This is a genomic window from Arthrobacter sp. CAN_C5 (genome assembly GCF_017875735.1).
Classification (GTDB): Bacteria; Actinomycetota; Actinomycetes; order Actinomycetales; family Micrococcaceae; genus Arthrobacter_D.
Window position 1 is genome coordinate 3,055,212 of record NZ_JAGGMZ010000001.1, and the last position, 11,757, is coordinate 3,066,968.

At 64.8% G+C, this 11,757-nt stretch carries 12 protein-coding genes; 4 read left to right on the forward strand and 8 right to left on the reverse strand.

Features of this window, described 5'->3' with window-relative positions:
• Positions 1-58: 58 nt before the first annotated feature.
• Both istA and istB read left to right on the forward strand, forming a co-directional pair.
• Entirely contained in the window at positions 59-1,597 is a 1,539-nt protein-coding gene (gene istA, locus H4V95_RS14250; protein WP_312883904.1) for an IS21 family transposase, read from the forward strand.
• Positions 1,598-1,617: 20 nt separating this feature from the next.
• Positions 1,618-2,397: an IS21-like element helper ATPase IstB gene (istB, locus tag H4V95_RS14255; protein WP_245345517.1), complete on the forward strand. Its 780-nt coding sequence runs from the start codon at positions 1,618-1,620 to the stop codon at positions 2,395-2,397.
• Between the two features lie 51 nt (positions 2,398-2,448).
• On the opposite strand, the gene H4V95_RS14260 is transcribed toward istB, so the two are convergent.
• The 3 genes from H4V95_RS14260 to H4V95_RS14270 form a co-directional block, all read right to left on the reverse strand.
• On the reverse strand, positions 2,449-3,006 hold the full coding sequence (locus H4V95_RS14260) for a DUF222 domain-containing protein (protein ID WP_245345718.1): 558 nt from the start codon (positions 3,004-3,006) through the stop codon (positions 2,449-2,451).
• 596 nt (positions 3,007-3,602) lie between these two features.
• Positions 3,603-5,315, reverse strand: coding sequence for a TIGR01906 family membrane protein (locus H4V95_RS18815; RefSeq protein ID WP_312884048.1), 1,713 nt, complete (start codon positions 5,313-5,315; stop codon positions 3,603-3,605).
• 172 nt (positions 5,316-5,487) lie between these two features.
• The gene (locus H4V95_RS14270) at positions 5,488-6,480 is read right to left on the reverse strand and encodes a stage II sporulation protein M (RefSeq protein ID WP_209730908.1); all 993 of its coding nucleotides are present in this window, start codon (positions 6,478-6,480) and stop codon (positions 5,488-5,490) included.
• Between the two features lie 139 nt (positions 6,481-6,619).
• On the opposite strand from H4V95_RS14270, the gene H4V95_RS14275 reads away from it, so the two are divergent.
• Positions 6,620-7,423, forward strand: coding sequence for an RDD family protein (locus H4V95_RS14275; RefSeq protein WP_209730909.1), 804 nt, complete (start codon positions 6,620-6,622; stop codon positions 7,421-7,423).
• A gap of 85 nt (positions 7,424-7,508) precedes the next feature.
• Here H4V95_RS14275 and H4V95_RS14280 read toward each other — a convergent pair whose 3' ends face one another.
• The 5 genes from H4V95_RS14280 to H4V95_RS14300 all read right to left on the reverse strand — a co-directional run bounded on the left by H4V95_RS14280 (position 7,509) and on the right by H4V95_RS14300 (position 11,137).
• The gene (locus H4V95_RS14280) at positions 7,509-7,946 is read right to left on the reverse strand and encodes a L,D-transpeptidase (protein ID WP_209730910.1); all 438 of its coding nucleotides are present in this window, start codon (positions 7,944-7,946) and stop codon (positions 7,509-7,511) included.
• A 7-nt stretch (positions 7,947-7,953) separates the two neighbouring features.
• A complete protein-coding gene (locus tag H4V95_RS14285) occupies positions 7,954-8,787 on the reverse strand; it encodes an Ig-like domain-containing protein (RefSeq protein ID WP_209730911.1) in 834 nt (277 codons plus the stop codon).
• A 108-nt stretch (positions 8,788-8,895) separates the two neighbouring features.
• Positions 8,896-10,392, reverse strand: coding sequence for an adenosylhomocysteinase (ahcY, locus tag H4V95_RS14290; RefSeq protein ID WP_209730912.1), 1,497 nt, complete (start codon positions 10,390-10,392; stop codon positions 8,896-8,898).
• A 39-nt stretch (positions 10,393-10,431) separates the two neighbouring features.
• Positions 10,432-10,656: a Trm112 family protein gene (locus tag H4V95_RS14295; protein ID WP_196867755.1), complete on the reverse strand. Its 225-nt coding sequence runs from the start codon at positions 10,654-10,656 to the stop codon at positions 10,432-10,434.
• Between the two features lie 97 nt (positions 10,657-10,753).
• Positions 10,754-11,137: a DUF3499 domain-containing protein gene (locus H4V95_RS14300; RefSeq protein WP_209730913.1), complete on the reverse strand. Its 384-nt coding sequence runs from the start codon at positions 11,135-11,137 to the stop codon at positions 10,754-10,756.
• A gap of 113 nt (positions 11,138-11,250) precedes the next feature.
• On the opposite strand from H4V95_RS14300, the gene H4V95_RS14305 reads away from it, so the two are divergent.
• The gene (locus H4V95_RS14305; RefSeq protein WP_196867757.1) at positions 11,251-11,751 is read left to right on the forward strand and encodes a metallopeptidase family protein; all 501 of its coding nucleotides are present in this window, start codon (positions 11,251-11,253) and stop codon (positions 11,749-11,751) included.
• Positions 11,752-11,757: the final 6 nt, after the last annotated feature.

Consider the following 11,757-nt stretch of genomic DNA (forward strand, 5'->3'; position numbering starts at 1 on the left):
CGTTCTTTTTGTCGGCCAAGACGAAGAGATCGGAACGGGTTTGAAAGAGAGATCGAGAGTGAAGCAATTCGAGCGTATCCGCCTTGATGCGAGGGATAAAGATATGTCGGTCAGAGAGTTGGCACGGGTGCACGGCGTTCACCGCCGTACCGTCCGGGCCGCGTTGGCGGAGGCCACGCCGCCGGCACGGAAGACGCCGGAGCGGAAGGCTCCGAAGCTGGGGCCCTGGGAGGACACCATCCGGGCCTGGTTGACCGCGGACCAGAAGTCACCGCGCAAACAGCGCCACACGGCCCGCCGGATCTGGCAGCGGCTGGTCGATGAACACGGCGTCGTGGTTGCCGAGTCCACGGTCGCCCACGCTGTGGCCAGGATCCGCCGCGGGCTCGTCGACACGCAGGCTGACGTCGCGGTCCCGCAGACCCACACCCCGGGCGGGGAAGCCGAGGTCGATTTCGGCGAGTTCCAGGCCGTGATCGGCGGCGTGCAGGCGAAGCTGTTCATGTTCGTGATGCGGCTGTCCTACTCCGGACGCGCCGCGCATGTGGCCTACGCGAACCAGTCGCAGGAGTCCTTTCTGGACGGGCATAACACCGCGTTCGAACGCTTCGGCGGGATCCCGGCCAAAATGATCCGCTACGACAACCTCAAACCCGCTGTCACCACCGTGATCCTGGGCCGTGAACGGCTGGAAAACGAACGCTTCATCGCCCTGCGCTCCCATTACGGGTTCGACTCGTTCTTCTGCCTGCCCGGCATCGACGGCGCCCACGAAAAGGGCGGCGTCGAAGGTGAAGTCGGCAGGTTCCGCCGCCGCTGGCTGACCCCGGTTCCGGAGTTCGATACCCTGGCCGGGCTGAACGCGTATATGGCTGGCTGCGATGTCAAAGACGACCACCGCGTCATCACGGGCCGCCCCGTCACCGTCGGTGCCGCGGCAGCGGAGGAAGCCGGCATGCTTCGGCCGTTGCCGGCGGACACGTTCGAGGCCGCCTCGACGTTCTCGTTCAAGGCCGACCACAAGTCCCAGGTCTGCGTCCGCCAGTCCTACTACTCGGTCCCGGCCCGCTATGCCGGGCGCCGGGTCAGCGTCCGGCTCGGTGCCCGCACCATCGAGATGTTCGCCGAAGGCGCCCGGATCGCGTCCCACGTCCGGGCCATCCACAAGTATTCCTACGTCCTGGAACTGGACCACTACCTTGAGGTCCTCACCCGCAAACCCGGCGCCCTGGCCGGGGCAACAGCGCTGATGGCCGCCCGCGCCTCCGGGGCCTTCACCGGAGCCCACCAGAAATACTGGGACAGGGCCCGGGCCGCGCTCGGCGACAAGGCCGGCACGAAGGCCCTGATCGAGGTCCTGCTGATGGCCCGGACCCTGCCGGCCGCCGCGGTCACCGGCGCCATGGAGAACGCCGTGAGGACCGGGGACTTCGACCCCGATCATCTGGCCATCCACGCCCGTGCCAGCCAGAGCTTCCACCACGTCCCGGCGGCGCTACCTGATGAAGTTTCCGGACGGATCAGGCACCTGCCCGACCGCTGGGAGCCCTCGCTGGCCGGCTATGACGGGCTGCTGGCCGCGGCGGGCAGCCGATGAGCGCCGGGCAAGGACCGTCCATGGGCCAGCTCAGTGAGCCCGCCGCCGCGGCGGCGATCGGCGCAGCCTGCAAAACCCTGTATCTGAGAGGCACCGCGCAGGTCGCCGGGTCCATGGCAGCCGAAGCCGCCCGGCAGCGCCTCAGCCACCAGGCCTACCTCGCCGAGGTCCTGACCTATGAATGCGAGGAACGCGATAACCGCGCCCGGGCCCGGCGGATCAAGGAAGCGAAGTTCCCTCGCAGCAAACGCCTCGAAGACCTGGACCTGGCCCAGATCCCTGACCTGCCGCCGGCGACCCTGACACACCTGGCCACCGGCGCGTGGATCGATGCCGGGGAACCACTGGTACTCCTCGGCAATTCCGGGACCGGGAAAACACACCTGCTCATCGGCCTGGGCATGGCCGCCGCCGAGCAGGGACGGCGGGTCCGCTACATCACCACGGCCGCGCTGGTCAACGAACTCGTCGAGGCTGCCGACAACAAGGAGCTATCAAAGCTGGTGGGCAAATACGCGCGCCTGGATCTCCTTTGCCTCGATGAGGTCGGCTACGTCAAGCTCGATACCCACGGCGCCGAGCTTTTGTTCCAGATCATCACGGCCAGGGAAGAACGGGCGTCCATCGCCTGCGCAAGCAACGCCCCGTTCAGCGAGTGGGGCCAGACGTTCACCGACCCGCGCCTCGCGGCGGCGGTCGTGGACCGGCTGACCTTCCGCGGCCACATCATCAACACCGGCACCGATTCCTACCGGCTGAAAACCACCCAACAGACCATCAACAAGTCCCGGCAAAACTGACCGGAACACCAACAGGGTGGGGCCAAAACAAGCGGCGAACCCGGGGCCAAATCAACTTGCTATTCCCAGGTAGGCTTCGAGCCAGGCCATCCCGTCGTAGGAAGGGGTCAAGTACACCCCGCGTTCCTTCACGGCTCTCTTGTGCCTGGTGGTGATCGTTTCGGGGTGGAGTTTTTCCCGGAGCCGGTTCGCCTGCTGCCGAAACTTCACCACAGTGGTCAGGGACGCCATCCCGATAAGCCGAGCCTCGAACTCGGCTGTCGCTGTGGGGTCGGTGTCGGGGATGCTGGTCGCTTCCTCCACGACGGCCCAGGCGTGCCGCCGGCTGAGTTTCCCGGCCTCCAATGCCTCCAGGGTGGCCGGGTAGTACCGGGTGAGCAGGGTGCTGTGTTCGACCAGGAACCCGGCCGTCCGGTCCGGCAAATGCAACGCCGCCCCAATTTCAGTGGCGGTGAGCGTTGTTTCGTAACCCCAACCTCGGGGGTCGTGGCGGGTTTGCTCGGTTTGCAGGTTCAGGACCCGGGTAACAATCTTGGCTTCCTGGGCGTCGAGCCAGGACCGTGCTTCGTCGATGTCTTTCAACGTGTCCAACGCCTGACAGGCGTCCAAACCACCCACCGCCGCCAGTTGAAGCTGCCCAGTCAGTGCGGGAGGTGCACTGCTGGAACGGACTCGTTCATCCGGGTCGTCTCCCAGGTGAAAGGAACCCCACGATTCAGAGAACAACCACGCCGAATCAGACTCTGCTGATTCCGACTCAGTGGATTCTGACTCCGGAGAATCTTCTCCGGCGGGATCTGCATCGTTCGGATTAGCTTCAGCCGGGTCCGTGTCGCTCGAATTGGACTCCGGCTGTTCAACGACCGGGGCCGTCCACACTGACTCAACACCCAACGGACCGGCCGGCCCATACCCAGAAGAAGACCCGGTGGAAGCCCCGGCGTAAGTCCCAGTGGAGGTATCCGTAGGCGTATCCGTCGAAGTTCCTGTGGACGTGTCCGCAGTGGCTTCCGGGGTCTCGCTATCGGAAGCGGAATCCGCGCCAGATCCGGGAGGGATCTCCGGTCCGGTAGAAGAAGCTTCTCTGCCTTTCATACCTTAAGTTCATCACCCGCCACCCCCAAAATAGGGTCCGATCCGGGGGCCTGGAAAACTTTTCTTAAGTATTTTTTGCACCCGACCAGAAGCGGTCAAACGCCCCGCCCCTAGAGTGAGAGCGAGTCCATCTGACGCTGCCGGGCAGCATCTGCTGCCAGGCGGGACTTCTGCCGGCGGGCCTTGGTAGGCCAGGTCAGAATCAGTGTGACCACCGAGACGATCAGTACGAGTGCCGCCACGGTAATCGCGGCGTCCATCCAGAACTGCGCCGGGAAGAGCCTGATCAGGGTGTCGTCCACGCTGAACGTCCAGGTACCATCAGCGAAGAACAGGGCATGCACCTGGGTGAAGAAGGTCTGCCAGCCGAGGATGGCGGTCACCGTGAGGGCAATCATCAACACCAGCGTGGTCAGGGCTCCGGCGAAGAGACTGCGGCGGACGCCACCCGGATAGGTGCGTGCCAGGTGCCAGCAGGCGGCAATGGTGAAGACGAGCATTGCCAGCGCCACGGCGAAGCTGATCACCAGGACCAGCTTGACGTCAAGCATGTGGCCCACCTCGCTGTCCAGGAACAGCTGGTCGCCGTCGGCGTTGACCAGCTCGCCCAGATAACGAGGGGGTGCCCAGTTGAGGATGTAGTCGACCGTGTAGGACCCGTAGGTCATGCGATCCTCAGTGTTGAAGCCGAATCCGTCCGCGGGGAATCCGGGACGGTGGTACTCCACCCAGAGGAAAAGCGGTGATGTGACGGCCCGAATTGCGCCCGCCAGGAGGATGATGGGGAAGAAGATAGCAATGAGGACCTGGAAAACCCTCGCCATCACCGGCTTTCCGGTCAGCGCACCGTCTCTTTCGGCGGCCCGACGGCGTGCCTCCTCCTCGGATGCCCTGGTGGACAGTGCTGCCGTTTCGGGCTCCGGATCATAGGGGGCGGACTCTGCGTCGTCGCTGCTCGTGCGGGAGCCGTCCTCAGTCCCGGCACTGGCAACCGCCGCAGCCGACACGGGAGCAGCGACCGCTGTGGCGGTGGAGCTGTGCGACTCGGGATCTTCTTTAGCCTCGGAAACGTCTTGAGCGTCGGACTCGACGGTCTCCGATTCCGAGGACTCCGTCTCAGCAGAGGTGGCATTGTGCGCCAAGGAGACCTCGTGCTCCTCATCGGTACCCGGTCCAGCTGCGGCTGCATTAGCAGCGTGAGTACCAGCGGCTACCGGCGAACCCGGAAGAGTGCTGGAGTCACCCGTGCTGTCGTGGCCCGCGCTGCTGGAGTCACCCGTGCTGTCGTGGCCTCCAGTGCTGGAATCTACCGTGCTGTAGTTGCCCGCGGTGCTGTGGGTGTCATGACTATCATCGGCGTCGTGGGCGCCCAAAGTGTCGGAGGTGTTCTGCGCGTCCGCAAACAAGTAGGCTCCTCCCGCGTCAGAAGAGCGACCAGTAAGAGTGTCGTTCGAGGGAGTCTCGTTCGAGGAGGTGTCGTTCGCGGAGACGTCATTCGCGAGCGCATCTTCCCGCTGGCCTCCCGCAGGCTGTCCTTCCGCGGGCAGGCCGCCCGAAGGCTCACTGTCCGCGGGCTCAGCCGTGGCCGACTCGCGATCATGCGGATCGTTCTCCGCCTCGTCGCCATCAATGGTCCGACCCTCGAACCGGCTAAGATCCGGCATGGTGCCTGCCTTGCGCATGGGCAGCGAACTGCGCAAGGCAGTGGCAGGTTCGTCAGCAGGTTCGGTAGATTCGACGGGCGCTGGGGTGGCAGCGGCGCTGGCCTCCGGGGAGGTTGAGTCAGCTCCGGGATGCTGGTCGGTCTCGTCGTTCTGAGCCACTGGGTTATCTCCTAGAAAATTGCGCAAGTACTTACGTTCGAGCGTACCGCCGAACCCCGTTTACCTGCGGAGGCCGGACCGACGTCGGGCAACAGAAACCGGAGTCGGCTGGACACAGGACCTTGGGCGCCGGACCCCTCATACCGGGAACAGCCGAAGCCAGTGGGTACCCTCAGGCCGTGCGAACGGTCTCGCCGCGGTCAATGCTCGACAAGTCGCCGGTGTACCCCGCGTTGACCGCCCGGCGACCGAGCAGGAGGGTGTACACCCAGTACGCAGCGAACACGAGGAAGCCGATGCTGATTCTCAGCCAGGCTGGCAGTGGGCTGGGGGTGACGAAACCCTCGACCAGTCCGGAGATGAACAGGACGAGCACCAGGCCCAGCGCAACGGTGATCAGGGAGCGCCCCTCCTCGGCGAGCGCATTCGCGCGGCTCCGGGCGCCCGGCGACACCCACGCCCAGAACAGCCTCAGGCCTGCGGCGGCGGCAATGAAGATGGCTGTAAGCTCCATGAGTCCATGCGGCAGGATGTAGATGAAGAAGGTATCGAGCTCCCCATAGGCGGCCATCGTGCCACCGGCCATGCCCACGGCCTGGGCATTCTGGTAGAGGATCCATGGCGCCCACACGCCTGTCACCCCGAAGGCAACCGCCTGCAGGGCAATCCACGCGTTGTTGGTCCACACCAGACCCGCGAACGACGCCGCCGGATTCTCGAAGTAATAGTTGACGAAATCTTCCTGCACATACTGCTCGGCGAACTCGTCACCACCCATCGCCGCGATGACACCGGGAGTGCCTGCCACCCAGGCCCCGTACAGCCAGGCGACCCCGATAAACAACACGCCGACGACGACGGTCAGCCAGCGGACCCGGTAAAACGCTGCCGGGAGGGACGCCACGAAAAACCCGGCGACGTCTTCCATGAAGTTGGAGCGCGCACCGGTGAAGCGGGTCCGCGCCCGCGACAGCCGCATCGACAGGGCACCGGAGAGCGCACTTTCGGGCGCAATCGACCGGATCATTGACAGGTGGGTGGAGGTGCGCTGGTAGAGGACCAGCAGTTCGTCGGCCTCCGCGCCAGAGAGTTTCCGCCGCCGCACCAGCTCATCAAGCCGCTCCCAGTCCGGGCGGTTCACCTCAACGAAAGCATCGACATCCACCCGTTCAGCTTAGCCGGGCGACGCCAGATAAGCTTCAGAAGGAAAGCCCTCACTGACGCTGTTCGGGCTTCGATGAGGGCGTTGGGCTTCAGAGGGACAAACTGGGCGGGTATAAGCGCACAAGGCAGGGGGACGCAGTATGAGTTCGGTCGTCACTGGCGAGGCGGTAGTCCTCGAACTCAGGCCTGCCTCCTTCGGCGCCCGGAGCATCAGCCTGCTCATCGACATTGTTGCCCAGGCGATCCTGGTCCTGGCAATCATCCTGGGCGTGAGTGGGACCCTGGGCGGCTCGTTCGATCCGGCGCTGACCCAGGCGCTGGTGCTGGTGCTCCTGATCTTCGTGATACTGGTGGTCCCGGTGACCGTGGAGACCATCACCCGGGGCAAGTCCCTCGGCCGGCTGGTGATGGGGCTGCGGATAGTTCGCGACGACGGCGGCGCCATCCGGTTCCGGCACGCCTTCATTCGCGGCATGCTCGGCGTCCTCGAGATCTACCTGCTGTTCGGGTCTCTTGCCTTCCTGGTGGCCGTGTTCAACGAACGCTCCAAAAGGCTGGGCGACCTCCTGGCCGGCACATACTCGATGCACGAGCGGGTGGTGGAGAAACCGCGAACCCTCGCGGTGGTTCCCCCGCAGCTGGCAGGCTGGCTTGCCACAGCCGACGTCATGGCACTCCCGGACGCGCTGGCCCGGCGCGTGACGGCGTTCATCGGTCAGGCCTCCCGGCTCACTCCCCTGGCCCGCCACACCCTCGCCGTCGACCTGGCAACGGAAGTTTCACCCTTTGTTGCACCGCCACCCCCATCGGGCACCCACCCGGAGGATTTCCTCAACGCGGTGCTTGCCGAACGCCGGAACAGGGACCTTAGCCGGTTGCGCCGCCAGCGCGAACGCACCACCCGGACCACCGACCGGCTCCACAAGCTGCCGTTCAGCCAGTAGCAACCGGAGCCTGTGCACGGCAGGACGAGCACGGCAGGCCGCGCACTGCAGGACAGGCCCTCCGGGGCTGGCTCTGCGTGACCCTCTAGGGCTGGCTGTTGTACTCACTCCACGGGGTATTCCAGTCCCCGAAGCCATCCCACATGAACATTGGACCGTAGCCGGTGTTGCGGACCTCGACCACGTCGCCGGGCCCGAACGTGTCATAGAAGTACTTCGCCCCCTCCGGCGACATTCCGATGCAGCCGTGGGAGACGTTGAAGTTGCCCAGCGCCTCCTGCGCCGCGGGAAGCGCCTCATGCACGAACGCCCCTCCGTTGGAAATCCGGCTCGCGTGGTTCACCACGGTGGGCTCGTAGTAGGCTTCGTCGCCCGGTTCCAGGCCAATAGACTCGGCCGTGAACCTGGTCGACTCATACTGTTCCATCACCACGTGGAACCCGATGGTCGACGGCCATTCCTCGGTGCCCAGCGTGATGGGGAACGTTTCGGCGAGGTTTCCGTCGATGTAGACCTTCATCATTTTCGTCTCATTGTCGAACGACGGCCAGCCGGGTGTTGTGGGTGTTGAACACGAGCTGGTCGTCAAAGTTCCCGATCATCTCGTTGCCGTAGTCGACCCCGAATAGTTCCATGTCGACGGTGATCGTGCTGTTCGGCGCCCAGAACTCTTCGGCCCGGTAGCGCACCTTGGTGTCGCTGAGCCAATAGAACGCACCGGTCTGGCCGCTGGAACTGGTGACGGTAATCGCGGACTCAACCTCATCACGGATAATGACAGGTTCGCTGAAGTTGATCTCGATGGGTTGTCCGGTTCCCACTGTCGAACCGTCCCGCGGATACATCGCCGCGTCCGCCTCATTGGCGGGCATGACGGTACTGAAACTGTGCGACTCGGTCACGGCGTTCCCATCGGCATCCGACAGCACAAACTCGAAGATGTAGCCGGTCGCGAAAGCGAGCCGGTCGGTGGCGGTCCAGACTGAGTTGTCCTCGCTGAGCGTCCCGGTCACCGGCTCCCCGCCGGCAGTCCGGAGGGTGACACTTTCGATGACGCCGCCCTCAGCACGGATTTCCGGCGCGGTCACAGGGTTCACCTGTGCAGCGCCGTCAGCGGGAAACGCGTTGTAGGCGAGACCGGCTGCAACGGTCGGCTCGGGCGCATTTGATGCCGTCGTCGGGGTTGGCGTGGGTGCAGCGCTCGTGGACGTCGAGATGGCAGCAGGCACGTTGTCACCGGTGCCTGCCCAATTGGGGGCCACTGCTACCGCGGCGGCCGCAGCGATCAGGATGGCTGCCACCGAAACCCCACCAATGACCAGGCCCTGATGGCTTTTACTCATGCCCTGCTGCTGATCCCTCATCTACCCTGCCTGCATCCAATAAAAAACCGGCCACCCCATGACAGATTTTACGTCCTGGGGTGGCCGTTGCAGTTCAATTCGACGTGGCAGCCACGTCGGGCTATCTATTTAGTATCGGTAGTGGTCCGACTTGTAGGGGCCCGACGCATCAATATCCAGGTATTCGGCCTGGCTCTTGGTGAGCTCGGTCAGCTCCACCCCGATCGCGTCGAGGTGCAGCCGGGCCACCTTTTCGTCGAGGATCTTGGGGAGCACGTAGACCTGGTTCGCGTACTCGCGGGTCCCTTCGAGGTTGTTCTGCATCCACTTGGTATAGAGCTCGATCTGGGCGATCGTCTGGTTGGCGAACGAGTTGCTCATCACGAACGAGGGGTGGCCGGTGGCGTTGCCCAGGTTCAGCAGACGCCCCTCGGACAGCATGATGATCGAGTGCTCGGCGGTGCCTGCAGCCTCATCGGCGGCGAACACCCACTCGTGCACCTGAGGCTTGATCTCCACCTTGCGGACTCCCGGGATCTTGGCCAGGCCCGCGATATCGATCTCGTTGTCGAAGTGTCCAATGTTGCCCACGATGGCCTGGTGCTTCATGTTTGCCATGTGGTCCGCCATGATGACGTCCTTGTTGCCGGTGGTGGTGATGAAGATGTCACCCTGCGCCAGGACGCTCTCCAGCTTGGCCACCTGGTACCCGTCCATTGCCGCCTGCAGTGCGCAGATCGGGTCGATCTCCGTGACGATCACCCGTCCGCCCTGGCCGCGAAGCGCCTCGGCGGCACCCTTGCCGACGTCGCCGTAGCCGCACACCACGACAACCTTGCCGCCGATGAGCACATCGGTGGCCCGGTTGAGACCGTCCGGGAGAGAGTGGCGGATGCCGTACTTGTTGTCGAACTTGGACTTCGTGACGGAGTCGTTGACGTTGATGGCCGGGAACAGCAGCTTGCCCTGCTGCGCCAACTGGTACAGGCGCATGACGCCGGTGGTGGTCTCTTCGGTGACGCCCTTGATGTCGGCGGCGATCCGGGTCCACTTCTCGGGATCCTCAGCCAGGGTGCCGCGCAGCACGTCGAGCACCACAGAAAATTCGTGGGAGTAATCCAGATCGTCCTCGTTCGGTCCCGCGGGCACTTCTCCCGCGGCCTCGAACTCCACTCCCTTGTGGACCAGGAGGGTGGCGTCGCCGCCGTCGTCAAGGATCATGTTCGGCCCGTGGCCGGCGCCGCCAGGCCAGCTGAGGATCTGGGTGGTGGTCCACCAGTACTCTTCGAGGGTCTCGTTTTTCCAGGCGAACACCGGGACTCCTGCTGGCTCCTCGGCGGTGCCGGTGCCGACGACCATCGCGGCGGCAGCCTCATCCTGGGTGGAGAAAATGTTGCACGAAGCCCACCGCACCTCGGCGCCGAGAGCGGTGAGGGTTTCGATCAGGACCGCGGTCTGCACGGTCATGTGCAGGGAGCCGGCAATGCGGGCGCCCTTCAATGGCTGGCTTGCACCGAACTCGCGGCGCAGGGCCATCAGGCCGGGCATCTCGTGCTCGGCCAGACGGATCTGGTGGCGTCCCGCCTCGGCGAGGGAGAGGTCGGCAACTTTGAAATCGAAGGTCATGGTGTGGCGCATTCCTGTTCGTTGGTGCTGCTGAAGGGACTAGTGTGCTGGGGGCCCATCGTGCTCGTCGGAGCCAGCCGCGGTCGCGGCTACAAGTAATTCGGGGCGGAGGAGCACAGGGATGCCTTCGTCGATGCTGTATCGCACCGGACTTCCTGTGCTGTCGGGCTCCGAGGAGACCAGAAACTCCCCCTCGTGGGCCAGGGTTGAGCCGGTGACTGGGCAGCGGAGAACAGCGAGCAGATCAGGGGATATGGAGCTCATGGCTCAAGACTATCGCGGGCTCGGGTTGCACCGATAACGTGCGCGCGAAACCCGCACGGGGAACAGTGGGAGGGGCTTGCCTGGCTGAACCGCCCAGCTACTGTTCCCGGAGGATCCGCAGGTGACCGCGCCGGACGCTGCTGACGTTAGCAGGCGGTTCAAGTGCCCCCTTGCTGCCCCGTACGGCGGGACCCGTCTCGGGGCTCCGGTCGGTGGCAGCTTCACGGACCGCGTCCACGAGTGCCAGCAGGTCGTCGGGGTGGGGCTCGGCACGGGCCGAAGGCAGCGCCAGCCGGACTACTTCCCAGCCCCGTGGCACGGTGAGGGTCTCGGCGTGGGTGGCGCATAAGTCGTAACAATGCGGTTCCGCGTAGGTGGCCAGCGGGCCCAGCACCGCGGTGGAATCGGCATACACGAAGGTGAGCGTTGCGACTGCGGCGTGCTGGCAGGCTGAGCGTGAACAAGTTCGAAGGGATCCCACGACTGTTGAGCCTACCGGCTCAACCCCAGGGTGGCGGGGATCCCGGGGCGGGCCCGCGCGCCGTCTGAGCCCCCGGCCCTTGCATTGGGGGCCAATGGGTTTACAGTCATTACATGCGGGACAGTTCTACATTCTCGGTGCGACTGGACGACCCTGACGACGCCGCGCGGCCGCGACCCTCCGGCCCGGGTTTCAGCCGCCGTCGCCGTAACCGCCATGGCCGCGGCTTGCGCGGGCAGTTGATCCCGCCGCACCTTCCCGGCGCCAGAAGCCGGGCCGAGCGGTTCGATGAGTGGGTGATGGAATCGGCCCAGCGGCTGGAACGGCTCTGGGGTGAACGGATCCTCGACCTGCAGATGGTGGTGCAGGATATTCCCGCGAATCTTGAGTCAATGTCCGCCCACTCGCTTCGCGGGCTGCTCGGCACATCGATCCCCGGGGCCGCGAACCGGCCCCCCACCATCATTGTGTACCGCCATCCGGTGGAACTCGCCGCGGGAGGCTTCATCCCTCCCAATGAGCTGGTCCACGATGTGGTGGTTGAACAGACCGCCGAACTGTTGGGGATGACGCCCGAAGCTGTCGATCCTGCCTACGGACGGTCCAAGGCCTGACCTTCA